General features: G+C 60.2%; 17 protein-coding genes. 11 read left to right on the top strand and 6 right to left on the bottom strand.

Annotation, left to right across the window (positions count from 1 at the left end; all coding sequences use genetic code 11):
* Positions 1-13 precede the first annotated feature (13 nt).
* The 5 genes from CMG77_RS10370 to CMG77_RS10350 all read left to right on the top strand — a co-directional run bounded on the left by CMG77_RS10370 (position 14) and on the right by CMG77_RS10350 (position 5674).
* A complete protein-coding gene (locus CMG77_RS10370; RefSeq protein WP_024460636.1) occupies positions 14-910 on the top strand; it encodes a TatD family hydrolase in 897 nt (298 codons plus the stop codon).
* Positions 911-934: 24 nt separating this feature from the next.
* Positions 935-2080, top strand: coding sequence for a 3-dehydroquinate synthase (locus CMG77_RS10365; RefSeq protein ID WP_286904373.1), 1146 nt, complete (start codon positions 935-937; stop codon positions 2078-2080).
* Positions 2068-3198 (top strand): metabolite traffic protein EboE, encoded by a 1131-nt coding sequence (eboE, locus tag CMG77_RS10360; protein WP_286904371.1) that lies wholly within the window; start codon positions 2068-2070, stop codon positions 3196-3198. Before CMG77_RS10365 ends, eboE begins: the two co-directional genes overlap by 13 nt.
* Positions 3199-3402: 204 nt before the next feature.
* A complete protein-coding gene (locus CMG77_RS10355; RefSeq protein ID WP_286804401.1) occupies positions 3403-4767 on the top strand; it encodes an alkaline phosphatase family protein in 1365 nt (454 codons plus the stop codon).
* 196 nt (positions 4768-4963) lie between these two features.
* Positions 4964-5674: a UbiA family prenyltransferase gene (locus tag CMG77_RS10350; protein WP_286904369.1), complete on the top strand. Its 711-nt coding sequence runs from the start codon at positions 4964-4966 to the stop codon at positions 5672-5674.
* 170 nt (positions 5675-5844) lie between these two features.
* On the opposite strand, the gene sppA is transcribed toward CMG77_RS10350, so the two are convergent.
* The 3 genes from sppA to wrbA all read right to left on the bottom strand — a co-directional run bounded on the left by sppA (position 5845) and on the right by wrbA (position 8815).
* Positions 5845-7443 carry a signal peptide peptidase SppA gene (gene sppA, locus CMG77_RS10345; protein WP_502691854.1) on the bottom strand — a complete coding sequence of 533 codons (1599 nt, stop codon included), beginning with the start codon at positions 7441-7443 and terminating at the stop codon, positions 5845-5847.
* Between the two features lie 339 nt (positions 7444-7782).
* A complete protein-coding gene (locus CMG77_RS10340; protein WP_502691853.1) occupies positions 7783-8181 on the bottom strand; it encodes a DUF2069 domain-containing protein in 399 nt (132 codons plus the stop codon).
* A 10-nt stretch (positions 8182-8191) separates the two neighbouring features.
* A complete protein-coding gene (wrbA, locus tag CMG77_RS10335) occupies positions 8192-8815 on the bottom strand; it encodes an NAD(P)H:quinone oxidoreductase (protein WP_286904364.1) in 624 nt (207 codons plus the stop codon).
* A gap of 115 nt (positions 8816-8930) precedes the next feature.
* Here wrbA and CMG77_RS10330 point away from each other — a divergent pair, with 115 nt between their 5' ends.
* Together CMG77_RS10330 and CMG77_RS10325 are read left to right on the top strand one after the other, a co-directional pair.
* Positions 8931-10244 carry a YihY family inner membrane protein gene (locus CMG77_RS10330; RefSeq protein WP_286904363.1) on the top strand — a complete coding sequence of 438 codons (1314 nt, stop codon included), beginning with the start codon at positions 8931-8933 and terminating at the stop codon, positions 10242-10244.
* On the top strand, positions 10159-11511 hold the full coding sequence (locus CMG77_RS10325) for a valine--pyruvate transaminase (protein WP_502691845.1): 1353 nt from the start codon (positions 10159-10161) through the stop codon (positions 11509-11511). Before CMG77_RS10330 ends, CMG77_RS10325 begins: the two co-directional genes overlap by 86 nt.
* An 8-nt stretch (positions 11512-11519) precedes the next feature.
* On the opposite strand, the gene CMG77_RS10320 is transcribed toward CMG77_RS10325, so the two are convergent.
* Entirely contained in the window at positions 11520-12356 is an 837-nt protein-coding gene (locus CMG77_RS10320; protein ID WP_286904360.1) for an HDOD domain-containing protein, read from the bottom strand.
* A gap of 71 nt (positions 12357-12427) precedes the next feature.
* Complete coding sequence (ygfZ, locus tag CMG77_RS10315) at positions 12428-13354, bottom strand: CAF17-like 4Fe-4S cluster assembly/insertion protein YgfZ (RefSeq protein ID WP_286804408.1); 927 nt, start codon at positions 13352-13354, stop codon at positions 12428-12430.
* Positions 13355-13593: 239 nt separating this feature from the next.
* Between ygfZ and CMG77_RS10310 the strand changes: the two genes are divergently transcribed.
* Together CMG77_RS10310 and CMG77_RS10305 are read left to right on the top strand one after the other, a co-directional pair.
* Complete coding sequence (locus tag CMG77_RS10310; RefSeq protein ID WP_439510206.1) at positions 13594-13842, top strand: FAD assembly factor SdhE; 249 nt, start codon at positions 13594-13596, stop codon at positions 13840-13842.
* A complete protein-coding gene (locus CMG77_RS10305) occupies positions 13808-14278 on the top strand; it encodes a protein YgfX (RefSeq protein ID WP_286904358.1) in 471 nt (156 codons plus the stop codon). The genes CMG77_RS10310 and CMG77_RS10305 overlap by 35 nt, the downstream gene beginning before the upstream one ends.
* A 30-nt stretch (positions 14279-14308) precedes the next feature.
* Here CMG77_RS10305 and nadB read toward each other — a convergent pair whose 3' ends face one another.
* A complete protein-coding gene (gene nadB, locus CMG77_RS10300; protein WP_286904357.1) occupies positions 14309-15931 on the bottom strand; it encodes an L-aspartate oxidase in 1623 nt (540 codons plus the stop codon).
* 385 nt (positions 15932-16316) lie between these two features.
* Between nadB and rpoE the strand changes: the two genes are divergently transcribed.
* Both rpoE and CMG77_RS10290 read left to right on the top strand, forming a co-directional pair.
* Positions 16317-16907: an RNA polymerase sigma factor RpoE gene (gene rpoE, locus CMG77_RS10295; RefSeq protein ID WP_286904356.1), complete on the top strand. Its 591-nt coding sequence runs from the start codon at positions 16317-16319 to the stop codon at positions 16905-16907.
* Positions 16908-16969: 62 nt separating this feature from the next.
* Positions 16970-17731 (top strand): sigma-E factor negative regulatory protein, encoded by a 762-nt coding sequence (locus tag CMG77_RS10290; RefSeq protein ID WP_502691843.1) that lies wholly within the window; start codon positions 16970-16972, stop codon positions 17729-17731.
* Positions 17732-17733 lie beyond the last annotated feature (2 nt).

Below are 17733 nucleotides of genomic sequence, written 5' to 3'. Positions count from 1 at the left end.
CAGAGGCGTGCTTATGCAGTACTTTGACCCGCATATTCATATGAGCAGTCGCACCACCGACGATTACCAGAACATGGCCGCCGCAGGCATTCGCGCGGTCATTGAGCCGGCCTTCTGGATGGGCCAGCCGCGCACCAACGTGGGCAGCTTCATCGATTACTTCGCCAGCCTGGTGGGGTGGGAACGCTTCCGCGCCTCCCAGTTCGGCATTGCTCATTACTGCACCATCGGCATCAACTCCAAAGAGGCCAACAACGAAGGTCTGGCCCGTGAGGCGCTGGAGATTCTGCCCAACTTTGCCCTGAAAGAAGGGGTCGTGGCGATCGGGGAAATCGGCTACGACGAAATCACCCCGGCCGAAGAGTACATCTATCAGCGCCAACTGGAATTCGCCGTCGAGCACGACATGGTGGTAATGGTGCACTCCCCCCACCGGGACAAGAAAAACGGCATCATCCGTTCCATTGATGTGGCGCGGGAGATCGGCGTACCCATGGAAAAGCTGGTGATCGACCACAACAACGAAGAGACCGTGGACGATGTGCTGAACAGCGGCGCCTGGGCGGCCTTTACCATTTATCCCAATACCAAGATGGGCTCTGAGCGGATGGTGGAAGTGGTCCGCAAATACGGGCCGGAACGCATCATTGTCGACAGCTCCGCCGACTGGGGCGTGAGCGATCCGCTGTCGGTACCGAAGACCGCCAACCTGATGCGCGAGCGCGGTATCGAAGAGAAAGCCATTGAGCTGACCTGTTGGCAGAACGCCCTGGACGCCTACGCCCAGTCCGGTCAGATCGACATCGACGAGCTCTCCCGGCCGGCGGTGATCGACCAGCGCCAATCCTATAACGACAACACTGTGCTGCGCGGTCAACAACCCCGCGTCGATGAGCCGGTGCCCAACTGATTGCAGAAGAAGCGGTAGCAACTCATGTGGCAGATTCACCAAGCGTTTACCATGACGCACGAGTTCCCGGTGTACTTCAACCGGGACACCTTCAACCCCGAGAGCGATGTGTTGCTCAAGGTGCTCGCGTTTGCGGGTAAAAAACGTCACCGGGTTCTGCCCGTGATCGATGACCAGGTGCTCAAGGGGCACCCGGATCTGGTAGAGCGCATGCGCGCTTACGCCGAGGCTCATGCGGACCGGATCGAGCTGATTGAGCCGCCTCTGATGGTGCGCGGCGGCGAAATTTGTAAGAACGACCCGGTGGAAGTGGATGAGTTCTATCAGCGTACCCAAATCGACCGGATCGACCGGCACAGCTTTGCATTGGTGATTGGCGGCGGTGCCGTGATCGATGCCATGGGCTATGCGGCGGCCACCGCGCATCGCGGCATCCGGTTGATTCGTATGCCCACCACGGTCCTGGCCCAGAACGATGCCGGCATCGGCGTGAAAAATGCGATCAACTACCGGGGCCGGAAAAATTACCTGGGTACCTTTGCCGCACCCTACGCTGTGATCAACGACTATGACCTGCTGAGCAGCCTGTCCGAGCGGGACAGCCGCTGCGGCATCGCCGAGGCGGTAAAAGTCGCGCTGATTCGTGATGGCGAGTTCTTCCACTGGCTACACGAAGCGCGCCATCGTCTGGGGGAGTTTGAACCCAAGGCCATGGAGCATATGATCGCCCGCTGCGCCGAGCTGCANCTGAACCATATCCGCACCAGTGGCGATCCCTTTGAGCAGGGTAGTGCCCGGCCGCTGGATTTCGGCCACTGGGGCGCCCACCGGATGGAAGAACTCTCCAACTCCGAGCTGCGCCATGGCGAAGCGGTGGCCATCGGCATTGCCCTGGACTCGCTGTACTCCCACGCCATGGGTACCATCGATACGCACACCCTGTTGGCCATTCGCGACACGCTCGAAGGCGTCGGCTTNACCCTGCGTCANCCNGCNCTNGAAGCACTGGATATNGATGCGGCCCTGCAGGGNTTNCGNGANCANCTGGGCGGCGAGCTGTGNATNACNCTGCTNANCNCGGCNGGCGAAGCGGAAGAAGTGGACCACATTGATCTGGACACCATGCACCAGTGCCGTCAGCAATTGCTGGAGAACCAATGGCCAAGCTGAACGCACCGCTCACCTATTGCAGCAACATNCACCCCGGCGAAGGCTGGGCCGATGTGATGCACAACCTCAACAGCCACGGNCTGGAAGTGATGGAGCGACTGGGCGACAGCGCCCAGCGCCCCTTTCCTCTGGGNCTGCGCATTGCCGGGCAAGCGGCGNCGNAAGTGGACGCCCAGGCCGTTGCGGAATTTCAGCAGTGGTGTCGCGAACACAACGCCTATCTGCTGACCATCAACGGCTTTCCCTACGGCGCCTTCCACAACGAGCGGGTCAAAGAAAACGTCTACCTGCCGGACTGGCGCGACCANGAGCGCGTGCGCTACACCTGTCAGCTCGGCGATATCGCCGTACAACTGCAACCGGACGCCCGACAGCTGTCGATATCCACGGTACCGGTCGCCTTCAAACAGGGCTTCGCACCGGAAGACTGGAACACCGTACTCGGCCACATCCAGGACGTGCTCGCCCACTTCGCCAACCTGAAGCGAAGCACCGGCGTACACCTGATGCTCGCCATCGAACCCGAACCGGCCTGCGTACTTGAAACCACCGACGAACTGCTGGATTTCTTCCAACGCCTGCGCCCGCGTCTGAGCCTGGCCGAAAACGCCCACCTCGGCGTGTGCTTCGACTGCTGCCACCAGGCCGTCGAATTCGAAGACCCGGCCACCTGCCTGCAACGCCTGGCCGAAGCCGAAATCCCCATCGCCAAAGTCCAGGTCTCGAGCGCCCTACAGGCCGACACTCCGGAAGAAGTCGAGCACCTCAAAGGCTTCAATGAGCCGGTCTACTTACACCAGGCCATGGCCCGAACCAACGATGGAACGCTACACGCCTTCCCAGACTTACCCGAATTCGAAGCAGCCATGGACGCCGGTCTGACGCCAACCGAGTGCCGGGTCCATTTCCACGTACCGATCTTCCTCGAACACCTGGGCGACTGCGGCACCACCCAGGACTTTCTGAAAACACTGCTGCCCAAACTGGCAACTGATATTCCCCGGGAAGTGGAAACCTACAGCTTTGGCGTTTTGCCCGAACACCTTAAGACGGATTCGGTGGGGGAGAGTATCGCTCGAGAGCTAATGTGGGTAAACCAACTACTGGATTGTGACTGAACGCTCGACGCAATCGGTCCGGAGTCTGTTCAAGATCTTTAAAGAATTACGCTAGAAACGTGCAAGCGAGGCATCCGTAGGGCGGTTCAAGACTCTCGGAGACATGGATGTCGACGAGAAGCCCCCAGGGATGGGTTTACGGCGGGTCTTGANCCGCCCTACGGATGGCTCGCTCCTCACCAAGCCGAAAATACGAGTATAGAAATGCACAGAACCGTTGTCCTTAACGTCGTAGGTCTCACGAGAAAATTATTGGGCGAACATACCCCGAACCTGAATAGACTTCGGGATCAGGCTACCGATATCGAACCGGTAATTCCCGCCGTTACCTGTACTGCCCAAGCCACTTACACCACTGGTAAGTCACCGAAAGATCATGGCATTGTGGCTAATGGTTGGTATTTTCGGGACATGAACGAAGTCTGGCTNTGGCGGCAAAGTAATAAGCTGGTACAGAGTCCCAAAGTGTGGCACCTGGCGAAAGAACGCGACCCGAGCTTTACCTGCAGCAACACCTTCTGGTGGTACGCCATGGCCACCGATGCCGACTGGACCCTNACNCCGCGCCCNCTNTACCTCGCCGATGGCCGCAAAGAGCCGGACTGCTATACCTGCCCGCTGGAGCTGCGCCACACCCTGAGTGAAAAATTCGGTAACTTCCCGTTGTTCAACTTCTGGGGCCCGATGACCAGCATCAAATCCAGCCAGTGGATTGCGGACGCGGCGAAGTATATTGAAGAAGAGAAGCAACCCAGCCTGCAGCTCGTTTATCTGCCCCATCTGGATTATGTGTTGCAGAAAGAGGGGCCCGACGGCGATATTGCACAGGACCTGAAGGAAATCGATACCCTGGTGGGGGATCTGCTCGACTTCTTCGAACAGCGCGGTTGTCGCGTGATGGTGTTGTCCGAGTACGGTATTCAGAACGTCAACCGCGCTGTGCACCCGAATCGACTACTCCATGAGGCGGGCATGGTGTCGGTGAAGGTGGATTTGGGTAAAGAGTATCTGGATTACTTCAGCAGCCGCGCCTTCGCGGTTGCGGACCACCAGATTGCCCATGTCTATGTGCACAACCCCGATGATATTCCGGCGGTTCGTCGGGTCTTTGAAGGGGTGGAAGGCATTGATCGGGTTCTGGATAAAACCGAACAGGCCGAACTGGGGCTGGATCATGAGCGCAGCGGTGAGCTGGTGCTGCTGGCCAATGCCGATAGCTGGTTTACTTATTATTTCTGGTTGGACGATGAGCGCCAGCCGGATTACGCCCATCAGGTGGAAATTCACCGCAAGCCGGGGTTTGATCCCTGCGAGTTGTTTTTTGACCCGAAGCTTCGGTTTCCGAAATTGAAGGCGGCGCGTCGGGTGGCTCAGAAGAAACTGGGCTTTCGTTATGTGATGGATGTGATTGCCGTTGCGCCGGAGTTGGTGAAAGGTTCCCATGGGGTGAGTGATGGTTCGCCGGAGTCGCTGCCTTTGTTGATGAGTACGGAGCCGCAATTGATTCCCGACGGACGCGTGCCGGCGACGGATGTCTGTGATCTTATGTTGAAACATCTGTTTGATTAGTCAGCTAATTACCTTTAAAGGTGATCTTGGCGAAGTGACTGGCCGGCCGTGCGTGGGGGATACCGTTTGTAGACTCTCGGAGACATGGATGTCGACGAGAAGCCCCCATGGATGGGTTCACGGCGGGGCTACAAACGGGATCCCCCACGCACGGCCTCGCTGCCAACGTTAATCTATCTACCGATTTGAGAATGTTATGCCTTCTGTAAAAACCCTGTTAGCCCTGGGGCGGGTCAGTAACCTGCCGACGGTGTGGATGAACATCCTGACGACTGCCGTGTTGGTCAGTGCTACCGTTGGTGGTAGTTACACCATCGGTTTGTTGATCTTTGCCGTTTCCTGTTTTTATGCCGGTGGTATGACGCTGAACGATTATTGTGATCGGGATTGGGATACCCAGCATCAGCCCTATCGTCCCATTCCTTCGGGGCGGGTTCGACCGCGGCAGGTGTTGAGTATCGCGTTGGGGCTGTTTGCCACGGGGTTTGTGTTTCTGTTTTTTGCGCCGGACGATCGGGCGCCCTTGGCGGGGTTGGCTCTATTGTCGGTGATTGTTCTGTACGATGCGTTGCATAAGAAGCATTGGAGTACGGTGTTTCTGATGGCGTTGACCCGGCTTGGGGTTTACGCGGTGACCGCGATGGCCCTGGTGGGGGAGGTGCCCGCGCTGGTGTGGTTGGCGGGCGGTATTCAGACGGTTTATACCCTGGCGGTNACNGTGGTGGCNCGNTGGGAGAACAGNCGTCGANACGGNTTTGGTTTTCCNGTGATTCCCTGGATGATNGCGNNCATGGGGATTATNGANGGGGTGTTTCTCGCNATTGTGGTGGNCCCCGTGTGGTTGGCGATTGGTGTGGCAGCCACGTTGTTGACCCGGTTGAGTCAACGGTATGTTCGAGGGGATTAGGGCGAGTTATTGGTGAGTTTGGGATTGGGGTGACGGCGGATGCGCCTTCGGCTTATCCGCCCTACGGACCGCAGGTGGGTTGCGTACGTGTAATGGCAGGTTTGNCACCGCGGGNTGCGTAGGGCGGATAAGGCTGAAAGCCGCATCCGCCGTTACTCAACGCTATACCGCTAAGGCGCCAGACACTCCACACAGCGTGCGTAAACCGCGCGCGGATCATCAAGTTCNCTCAACATCCGCAGAGGTTCCAGCAGCGGCGCGAGCTGGCTCTTCANCTTCGGCGTCAACCACTNCGGTCCAGATACCTGCGGNACCCAGGCGCTGACGGCGCTGCCGCTGAGCTGCTTGAGAAACTGNTCGTAGGGNGCCAGNGGGCGGGTGATNTGACGTACNTCGTAGTCGTCCAGCTCAGCGTGCTCTGCGGCGGCGGCGAGGGTNTCTTCCAGGCTGCCCAGNCGGTCNACCAGCCCCAATTCCTGAGCGGTGGCCCCTGTCCAGACGCGGCCCTGACCCAACTGATCCACCCGNTCGNGGGTCAGCCCCCGGGCCTCGGCGACCAGGTCGATAAATTGCTGGTAGATGTGATTCACCGTCTGCTGGATGATCCGGTTGGCCTGNGGTGTGAGCGTGCGATCCAGGCGCATGGAACCGGCCAGGGGCGTGGTGCCCACACCGTCGACATGAATGCCGATTTTCTCGAGACTGTCCTCAAAAGTCGGCAATGCTCCGAACACGCCGATGGAGCCGGTCAGCGTGGTGGGCGTCGCCCAGATTTCGTCGGCGCCCGCGGCCATCCAGTAGCCCCCGGAGGCGGCCATGCTGCCCATGGAGACCAATACCGGCATACCCTCCGCCCGCAGCGCGGCGATTTCGGAGCGAATGACTTCTGAGGCGTAGGCACTGCCACCACCGCTGTCGATGCGGATNACNAGNGCTTTGATGTTCGGGTCATCNTGNACCTGCTGCAGCCGNTGCAGAAAGCTGTCGCTGCCAATACTGCCTTCGGGTTGTTCGCCAGTGGAGATGGTGCCGGAGGCGACGATCAGACCGACGCGGTCGTTCGCGGGACTGGGGGACTGGCGGCGGACATCGGCCAAAAACGTCCGGTGGCCTACGCCGTTGTAATGATCGCCGTAGTCGCTGTGACCGAAGCGTTCGGTCAGCAATTGCTGACGCTCTCGGTGGCTCAGAATCCCGTCGATCAGTTGAGACTCCAGGGCCAGTTGCGCGCTGTCACCGCCCACCGAGGCCAGTTGAACATCCATGTTGCGGATGTAGTCATTGACGGCGCCGCTGGGTAATTGGCGCAGTGCTTCCACCCGGCTGGTGTACACGCCCCAGAGTTGGTTTAGCCACTCGCTGTTGTGCTCCCGGGACTCGGGCGACATGTCATCCCGGGTATAGGGCTCGATAAAGTCTTTGTATTTGCCGACCCGGAAGACGTGGAAGTTCACGGACAGCTTGTCCATGGCNCTTTTGAAATAGTTGCGGTAGTTGGCGTAGCCGGTTAGCAGTACCGAGCCCATCGGATCCAGGTATATCTCATCGGCGTAGCTNGCCAGGTAGTACTGCTCCTGGGTGTACAGGCTGCCCAGGGCGATGATTGGCTTGTCACTGTCCTTGAACCGCTGCAGGGCGGCGCCGACTTCTTCGAGCTTGCTGATTCCGCCGCCCAGAAGTCCGTCCAGCTCCAACACCAGGCCGCTGACTCTCGGATCCGTGCGCCCGGCATCGATGGCCTGAATCAGTGGNCGAATCGGCGTTTCCATAGGGGCGTCATCACTGCCGCTGAGAAGCATGTTTACGGGATCAACGTAGCTTTCCTCATCCACCAGATAACCGGTCGGCGCCAGAGTCAGGGCAAATTCGTCCGGCAANACCAGGGGCTCNTTGGGNAGNAAAGCGAGNACNANNAACAGCANNANCAGNAGAAAAANNAGNTTGCCCAATNCCACCCGCAACCAACTGATGCTTCGTCCGATGAAGCCGAAAAACCGGCGAATGAACCCGCGGCGNTTGCGGGCGGGNGGNGGAGTCTGGTCGTCGTAGNTCACGGTGTCGGTCCTTTCGATCNTGNNGTNNGAGCGGTTGTGGTTATCAANGNGCNGTCAGTGGCGATTTTCCCAGAGCCACCATTGTTGGCGCCAGCGGCTGGCCATCATGGCNCTGGANAACAGTATCACGGTCAGNGCCACTGCCAGGTAGTCGCGCCAGTAGGCCAGTGGCGAGAGNGTGTTGGTCACGGCCCAGGTAAAATACAGCAGTACCACAAAGCACAGCCAGCTGTANGTNCGATGATAGCCACGCTTCAGCCCCGGCGCAAAGATCAGNAGCGGAACCACCTGCACAATCCATAGCGGCCAGTTGGGCTCGGCCTTGAACAGCGTCAGGAGGGTGAACATCAGGAGCAGTCCCGAGTAGGTGGCCAGCACCAGGGCGCGGGCAATCGACAGTTTACGCTTGATGNGTTGCGCCTGTTCGGTATTTTCCGGGGGCTTGGGAGCCATTCCCATACAATCAATCTCCGCTTGCGGTCNGGGTGTCGTCAGCTCGGGGGCCGCGCAGCGCCCATTGCGCCATGCGNTGCCCGAGGGTCTGACACAGNNTGGTTTCGTGTTCGCTCAGGGTGGTTGCTTCGGCGCCCTCGGCCCAGTGGGACGGACCGTACGGCGTGCCGCCACTGCGGGTGTGGGTGAGNGCCGGCTCGCTGTANGGCTGGCCCATCAATACCATGCCATGATGCAGCAGCGGTAGCATCATCGACAGCAGCGTGCTTTCCTGACCGCCATGCAGGGTCGAGGTGGANGTGAACACCGCAGCGGGCTTGTCAATCAGGTCCCCATTGACCCAAAGGCCACTGGTGCTATCCAGAAAGTATTTGAGCGGTGCGGCCATATTGCCAAAACGCGTCGGGCTNCCNAGCAATAANCCGGCGCAGTGGCGCAGGTCGTCCAGCGTCGCNTAGGGNGCNCCNTCGGNGGGCACGGCCGGCTCGCTCGCCTGNGTGTCGGCAGAGACCGGCGGTACCGTGCGCAACCGGGCTTCAATACCTTGTACGCGTCTCACGCCTCGCGCCAGTTGTTGTGCCATGGCGGCGACCGAACCGGTTCGGCTGTAGTAGAGAATCAGAACGTAGGGCATAGGGGGACCTGTCCGGGCTTGAGACGATGGGGGTTGTGGTACAGTGTGATCATACGCTCCCTTCAATACGGTACCTGGTCTTCGCGCCCAGGTTTTACAACAGGAAATGCCGATTATGCGGGACTTGTTCAACGCGGAAAATCGTCGCCACTATCTGCGCCTGACATGGCAGTTTTTGCAGATGATCGGCCAGCAACTGAAAGACACCGACTGCCAGAAAAGTGCCGCGCAACTGACGTACGTCACCCTGTTTGCCCTGGTGCCCCTGATGACGGTGACCTACTCCATGTTCTCCGCCATTCCGGCCTTCCAGGGGTTGGGCGAACAAGTCCAGGATCTGATCTTTGCCAATATGGTACCTGAAACCGGCCAGGAGTTGCTCGGTCATCTGCGCGAATTCTCGCAACAGGCACGCCGTTTGACCATTGTGGGGGTCGTGTTTCTGGTGGCCTCCGCCTATTTCATGCTGGCCAATATCGAGAAAAACTTCAATTCGGTGTGGGGCATTGTGCGCGGCCGCCGGGGCATTTCCAAATTTCTGCTCTACTGGGCGGTGCTGAGCCTCGGACCACTGCTGCTCGGCGTCGGTCTGGCCATGAGCACCTACCTGGCCTCCTTGCGGCTGTTTATGGATGGCTATGAGGCGCTTGGGTTGATCACCTGGATCTTTGAGTTCACTCCCTGGTTGCTGACCTCGGCGACCTTCACCCTGCTGTTTGCCGCGGTGCCCAACTGTCGGGTACCCATCCGCCATGCGTTGATCGGCGGGGTTGTGACCGGACTGGTTTTTGAGCTGCTCAAGGCGGTGTTTGGCGTTATTGTCGCCAATTCCGCACTCAGCTCGATTTACGGTGCCTTTGCCATTGTTCCGCTGTTTCTGCTGTGGGTAAACCTGACCTGGATTGTGATTTTGGCCGGCGCCGTGCTGGTCCATACCATCGGCGTTTACCAGATCGCGCTGCGTGACCGGGGTTACCCGGATCTGGTGGCGGCCATGGTGGTGTTGTGGCATTTCTATCGCCGCAGTCTCGACGGCCGGGGGCTGGAAGACAGTGAACTGCTGCAGCTTGGCCTGGCTTCAGACCAGTGGCAGCGAATTCGTATGGCTCTGCAGAGAGAGCACTGGATCGCGGTGACCAATCAGGGGGATTTCGTCCTCTGCCGGGATCTGCATCGCCGCCGCATCCGGGAGCTGGGCCCGCTGTTGAGGCTGCCCAAAGTTCTGCCTGACCCCTGTCTCGACCTGGATAAGTTGCCCTGGTACCCGGAGTTGCACGAGCGCCTGAAACGCATAGAGGGGTTTTCCGGGGAGCAGCTGGATATGACCTTCGCGGAACTATTCGATGCGGCTATGGAGAAAGAGGCCGCCGATAAGAACCGGGAGGCCCGTCTTTCCGAGCATCCTGCGTCTCGTGCGAGTGGAATCTGAGCGACTTATGAAGCTGTCCCGATTTGGTGAAAAAGTGGCGGGTGATGCCGGTATTGTCACCTTGATGGATGACCTGGGCGAAGCGCTCAGGGTCAATCCCGAGATGATTTTCATGGGCGGTGGTAATCCCGCATCGATCCCCGAGGTGGAGGCATCGCTGAGCAGCGCTCTCCAGGGGGTAATGGACGATCCCGGCGTTCGACGCCCGATGCTCGGTGTTTATCAGCCCCCACAGGGTGATCCGGAATTTCTGGATTCACTGGCCGGGGAGTTGCGTCGCACCTGCGGTTGGTCGGTCACCCGAGAGAACCTCGCGGTGGCCAATGGCAGCCAGTCGGCGTTCTTCGTGTTGTTCAATCTGTTGGCCGGGGAGGGGAGTGACGGCGTCTACCGTAAGGTGCAGTTGCCCCTGGTGCCCGAGTATCTGGGCTATGCGGATGTCGGCCTGGCCCCGTCGCTGTTTCGTGCGAACCGGCCTGCCATCGAATTGCTACCCGAGGGACTGTTCAAGTATCACATCGACTTTGAGCGATTGACCCTGGAGGAGGATCTTGGCGCCCTGTGCCTGTCACGGCCGACCAACCCGACCGGGAACCTGGTGACCGAAGATGAGCTGAATCACCTTGATGCCCTGGCCCGGGAGCGCGATCTGCCGCTGATTCTGGATGTGGCGTACGGGGCGCCTTTTCCCGACATTGTTTACCCGTCCACGCGCCCCTTCTGGAATGACAACACCATACTGGTGCTGAGCCTGTCCAAGCTGGGGTTGCCCGGGGCGCGCACGGGCATTGTCGTTGCCCGACCGGAGATCATTCAGGCCTTTGCCCGGGCCAATACGGTATTGAGCCTTGCCAGCGGCAACCTGGGGCCGGCGTTGGCGCAACAGCTGCTGGTAAGGGGTGAGCTCTTTCGGTTGGGGCCCGAGGTCATTCGGCCGTTCTATCACCAGCGGATGCAGTCGGCTCTGGCGGTATTTCAGCGCGAGCTGACCGGCCTGCCGGTTCGTATTCATCGCCCCGAGGGTGCGTTCTTTTTGTGGCTCTGGTTTGAAGGGCTACCCATTTCCAGCATGGCATTGTACGAGCGCCTCAAGGCACGGGGTGTGCTGGTGGTGCCCGGTGAGCANTTCTTTCCGGGGCTGGAGGAGCCGTGGGGGCATCGGCAGGAATGTCTACGCGTGACTTACTGTCAGGCCCCGGAGCGGGTTGCCGAAGGAGCCAAAATACTGGGCGATGAGGTGCGCCGCCTCTATAGTGACGGCGCCTGATCGGCGNCTTATTGCAGCGCCATCATGGCGGCCGCCATTTCGTCGCTCAGGTCTTCNGCTTCGGCTGACTGCATGTCNGGGTCCATACCGAGTCGCTCGAACGCGGTGACGCTNTGGTAGTCCATCTCGCCCAGGGCGGAGCCGTCGCCCATATGGCTCTGNAGNAGNGCAACCGTGACCAGGTCGGCGTAGTCGGCGGTGTCGGCCTTGCGGNCGAATTTCATGTGCCGGCTGGGCACGTGAATCAGCTCGTCGGGGAATTCCCAGGCTTTCAGGATCATGTCTCCCAGCGGGCCCTGCAGNTCGTCGATCACCCGGTCCAGGGTGAGGCTGTCGGTCAACANGGAGGGATGCTCCTCGGCGTAGGTCAGGATGGGCAGAACGCCGATCTTATGAATCAGGCCCGCCANGGTCGCCTTGTCNGGCTGTAGCTTGGTGTAGTGCCGGCACAGCACATGGCAGATACCGGCCACTTCGCTTGAGCGCATCCACACATCCCGCAACCGGCTGTCCACCAGATCCGAGGTGGCCTGGAACATCTGCTCCATGGCCAGACCNGTGGCCAGGTTGCANGTATATTCCATGCCCAGTCGGCTCAGGGCGGTTTTCAGATCTTCGATGTGGCGGTTGGCCCTGAGCAGGGGGCTGTTTGCCACCCGGATGATGCGGGCGNTCAGGGCGGCGTCGTTGCCGATNACCTTGGCCAGTTGATCCAGNCTGGCGTCCGGGTCGTCNGCCACTTCCCGNACCTGGAGGGCGACTTCGGGCAGGGTGGGCAGGACCAGTTGATCGTTTTTGATGGCACTGATGATTTCGTCTCGGACGCGCTCAACAACATGACTCATGGGGCTTCCTGTTTCCGGTCTTCAGGNTTTTCATGGGCCGCCAGCTTTCTCGGGCGGCCAACCATTGGAGTTTATTCGACAGTATAGGGTAATGATAGCGGTTCGGCCGGGAAAGTGTGGTCGATCTGGATTTCTCCCTCCAGAGCGCTGTCTTCGACCACGGCAAGGCACTCACAGGTGCCGGGCCCGCTCGGGGCGGCCGTAACCAGCTCACCGACTTTCTTCCCGTCGCCATTGTGCAGTAGCGTTCCCGGCAGTAGGGCGTCGGGATCGCTGCAGGCAGCGCTCAACCGCCGCATGCGTTGCTTGAGTTTCCCTTTGTAGTGCAGTCGCGCGACGATTTCCTGGCCGGTGAAGCAACCTTTGCGGAAGCTGACGCCGCCGATCTGGGTAAAATTCAACAGTTGCGGGGTGAACAGTCCCTGCGTCTGCGGCAGCACCTCACCCAGGCCCGCGCGGATATCCAGCAGCCGCCACTGGGTATCACCGGCCGTCGGCTGGCCGAAGTGTCGGTCGAGGATTTCGGCCTGCGCCACGGTCAGCCAGCACTCGTAGCGCTGCTCGTCGAGCGTGACAATAAAGCCCCCGTCGTGCGCCACCCACTGGCCCGGCTCAGGAGCTGGCTCAATCAAGGCCCCGGCCAGCTGTTCACGGGCATCGGGGCCGCACAGGCCGCGTAACCGGTAATGGCCGGTTTCGTCGGACAGCTCGGCCTTGGAAAAGACAATGTATTTTCCCAGAGAGGCGGTGGTGGCCTCCACCATGGAGCGCGGTAGGCGCAGCAGCACCTGCTCTTCACCGGTGGCCAGGGCGCGAAAGCTCACCTGCATCCGGCCTTTCGGGTCGCAGTGCGCCCCCAGTCGGCTTTCGCCCGGCGTCAACTCCCGAATGTCACAGGTGACCTGCCCCTGGAGAAAGGCCTTGGCCTGGGGACCGGTGACGGCCATCAGGGTCCAGTCGGACAGAGTCAGCCAGTCGGTGGAGGTTGCCGTCTGCATGGGTAGAGCGCTCCCGTGGTTGCGATTCGAACGTGATTGGCCTGCGCTACTGGGCGATAGAGCCGATCACCGAGGGCGCATGATAGAACGATACGTCGGTGGCTCCAAGCCCGGCAAGCGCCCGAGTGCGAGTCACGCTTCGAGGTCCGGGCCAGGGCGGGCAATCTCCGGCCTTGCGTCGTTCATAGAGTTCCGGTGCGATGATATACTGCGGCCCTTGTTGCTAACGGGAGATGTCTGTGGAACGCAACCGTCTATTCTGGGGCAGTCGCCGCGGTATGCTGGAGCTGGATCTGATCCTGCTGCCCTTTCTGGAAAACGTGTATCCCGGCCTTGAGCAGGCGGACAAAGAGCGCTACTGGAAGTTGCTCGAGTCCGAGGATCAGGAGATGTTCGCCTGGTTTCTGCACCGCCAGGATCCCGAGGACACTGAACTGAAAAGGATTGTCGACATTGTCCGGGCCAATACCGGAATCAACGCCCGCTAACCGCCGGTTGGCGCCCATCCGCCTGCAGCCGTCGCGCTGGTTGCGGCGCCTGCACCGGTGTCTGTTACTCGCTCTGGCGGTACTGCCCTGGCTCGCTTTTGTGGGGCATTCCGGTGTCTCCATAGGGTGGCTGATGGTCCTGTGCCTGTTCAATGCGCTGCTGGTCTGTGAGTGGTGGCGTACCGGCCGACGTTCTGAACCGACGGTTTTGGCCTATGAAGCCGGTGCCTGGACGCTTGAGGGAGCATCCGGGGTGGTTACGGTGGTCCCCTGCGGTGAATGGCTGATATGGCCCTGGCTTCAGGTGGTGCGTTTTCGTGAAGGCAACTGGCTGCGAGTGCACACCCTGGTGATTCTGCCGGACAGTGCCAGTGCTGACGACCGTCGGCGCCTTCGGGTGTGGTTGCGGATGGGGCGTTGGCATGAGGGACGCTGATCGCGAGCGGTCAGCGTCCCTCCGATCACACTATTCTTTGTTCACAATCACATTTTGGCCGGCGTAATTCATCGGCACCAGAATGGTGTCCCGCGCAATGGGTGAGCGCTCCGGATAGTCGAGGGAAAAGTGCAGCCCGCGGCTCTCCCGGCGAGCGCTGGCCGAGCGGATGATCAGCTCGGCGACCATGGCCAGGTTGCGCAATTCAATCAGATCGCTGCTGACCTTGTAGTTACTGTAGTACTCGGCGATTTCCCGCTGGAGCAGTTTGATGCGGTGGGTCGCCCGCTGCAGGCGTTTCTGGGTGCGCACGATGCCCACGTAGTCCCACATGAAACGGCGCAACTCGTCCCAGTTGTGGGAGATGATCACATCCTCGTCGGAGTTGGTGACCCGGGATTCGTCCCAGGCGGGGGAGACTTCGGGGGCGTCGATCCGGGGCAGGTTCTCACCGATGTGCTCTGCGGCGGACTGGGCGTACACAATGCACTCCAGCAGTGAGTTGCTCGCCATGCGGTTGGCACCGTGCAGGCCGGTAAACGATGTCTCCCCGATCGCGTAGAGGTTGAGCAGGTCGGTCTGCCCGTGGTGATCCACCATGATTCCCCCGCAGGTGTAGTGGGCCGCCGGTACCACGGGGATCGGCTCTTTGGTGATGTCGATACCGAATTCCAGACAGCGGGCTTTGACCGTCGGGAAATGTTCGCTGATGAACTCGGCCGGCTTGTGGCTGATATCCAGATAGAGGCAGTCGCAGCCGAGGCGCTTCATTTCATGGTCGATGGCCCGGGCCACAATGTCGCGCGGCGCCAGTTCGGCGCGCTCGTCGAACCGGGTCATGAAGCGTTCGCCACTGGGCAGGCGCAGATAGGCGCCTTCACCACGCAGCGCTTCGGTAATCAGAAAGGTTTTGGCNCGGGGGTGGTAGAGGCATGTCGGGNGAAACTGGTTGAACTCCATGTTGGCGACCCGGCAGCCCGCCCGCCAGGCCATGGCAATGCCGTCACCACTGGCGCTGTCGGGGTTGCTNGTGTACAGNTAGACCTTNCTGGCNCCCCCGGTGGCCAGTACCACCACGCGGGACTGAAACACATGCACNTGNTCGTCGCGCCGGTTGANCGCNTAGGCGCCGGTGCAGCGCAGNTTGGGTGAGCCTTTGTCGGCCTGGGTGATCAGGTTGAGGGCGACATGGTCCTCAAACAGTTCGATATTGGGNTCGGCGCGCACCCGGTCGATCAGGGTGCTGTGCACGGCTTCACCGGTGGCGTCGGCACTGTGAATNATGCGCCGGTGGCTGTGGCCGCCCTCCTGGGTCAGGTGGTAACCGCCGTTGCTGCCTTCCCGGGTAAAGTTGACGCCCTGATCAATCAGCCAGCGAATGGCCCCCTTGCTGCGCTCAACGGTAAACCGGACCGCGTCTTCATGGCAGAGGNCTCCGCCGGCATTGAGTGTATCGCTGACATGGGCTTCGATGGAATCGTCGTCGTCCAGAACCGCTGCAATGCCGCCTTGGGCAAACCAGGTCGAGCCCTCGTTGACGGCATTTTTACTCAGCACATGAACCCTTCCGTGCCGGGCCAGTTGCAATGCCAGTGTCAGACCGGCGGCACCGGATCCGATAACGAGAATATCGCTGCTAAAGTGGTTGCTCATTCAGTGTGTACCTGTCCTGCCAAGGGGCGATGCCCGGTAGGGCCATTTACGTCGTCGGGCGCGCTCCGGGATCATCGTTCTGCGGTACGGATGCGGCCTGGGCCGACCGTAACGTTAGAGGTAGATGGTATAAACCCGTATAATAGCAAGGCTCGTGGCCAGTGTCTTAGAGATCATTGGGTAATATGAGACGCAGCACTTATGAACTTTTTGTCGGGCCTTTGGTCAGTGGGGCACCGGTAGTGACCGGGTGGCCNCCTACCATAGCAACGAGGCGTGNTCGCAGTTGCGGGCTGACAGAGGCAAACCACAGAAGTGGCAAACAACAACAGATGAATGACACTGGAGTCCGGTTGTGGGCTCCGGGTCGCTTGGGGGTTATGGGATGACAGCGCACGCCGCGCAGGACACCGATCAACAGCTGGTCGAGCGAGTACAGAAGGGCGATAAGCGCGCCTTCGATCTGTTGGTCATCAAGTACCAGCACAAAATTTATGCCATTATCGGGCGCTATATCCGCGATCAGGCGGAAGTGCAGGATGTGGCTCAAGAGGCGTTCATCAAGGCCTATCGGGCTCTGGCCAAGTTCCGGGGCGACAGCGCCTTTTACACCTGGTTGTACCGGATTGCCATCAACACNGCGAAGAACCACCTGGTGGCGCGCAATCGGCGCCCCCCGGCCAGCGATGTNGAAGTGGACGATGCCGAGTTTTATACCGGCAGCGAGGCTCTGAAGGATATCGAGAGNCCGGAGCGCAGCCTGATGCGCGATGAGCTCCAGGCCGTGGTGGACAAGGCNATACGGGACCTGCCGGAAGATCTGCGCACCGCGGTGACACTGCGGGAGATGGAGGGGCTGAGCTATGAGGACATCGCTCATATCATGGATTGTCCGGTTGGTACCGTGAGATCCCGGATATTCCGGGCTCGCGAAGCCATCGATCGGTGCATCGAACCGCTGGTGGCAGAGTCGTAAATGTTTGTTAAGATTTTTTTGGNTTTCGGCTGAACCTTTGGGGGAGAGCCCAGTCTCACCCAATGAAGGCCCGGGGTTGGAAGCATTCAGCAGTGCTTCAGCCACTATTGATATCGCTTGATGAAGGTACATGCGCGATGACTGAACAGAGCAATCACTCCCTGAATGAGTCACTGTCGGCACTGGTCGATGGTGAAGCGTCTCCGCTGGAAGTACGTCGTTTACTGAAAGCCGGCGCTGACGACTCAGCGGATTCGGAGTTGAACGCACGCTGGTCCCGTTACCAGCTGGCGGGCTCGGTAATGCGACGTGAGCTGGAAGTCATGGCGCCNTCGGGCTTTGCGGACCGGATCAGTGANGCGCTNGCCGACGAGGCGGCGCCGGCGGCCGGACACCGTCATTGGTGGCAGCGCGTCGGACAGGTCGCGGTNGCCGCCTCGGTGGCCGGGGCGGTATTGATCGGGGTCCAGCAGTACCCGGGTATGGANGCNGACAACACNATNGCCGGCACCTCNCCTGCCGAGAGCNGCAGNGCCGANAGCGATATCGGCCGTTCCGAGCCGGTGTCTCTGCCTGCGGGTTATCAGGCACCGTCCCTGCCCATGGCCCGTACCGCCAGCGCGGAAAGCGGCTATGACCCGGTGCAGCGCCCCTCCAGAGAAGTCATTTTTGTGCCGGTGCGCGCCGAATCCGGTCAGATCCCCGCCGAGGAAATCCGCGCCTACCTGAACCAGTTGATGCAGGCCCACAGTGATCACGCCGCGCGCAACAGCAATCAGGGTGTTCTGCCTTTTGCTCGGGTGACCAATCAAGACGAGGAGTAAAG

The organism is Marinimicrobium sp., from assembly GCF_002695945.1.
Taxonomy (GTDB): domain Bacteria; phylum Pseudomonadota; class Gammaproteobacteria; order Pseudomonadales; family Cellvibrionaceae; genus Marinimicrobium; species Marinimicrobium koreense.
Note: the sequence above shows the minus strand (reverse complement) of the source record. Positions and strands in the feature narration are given on the sequence as shown.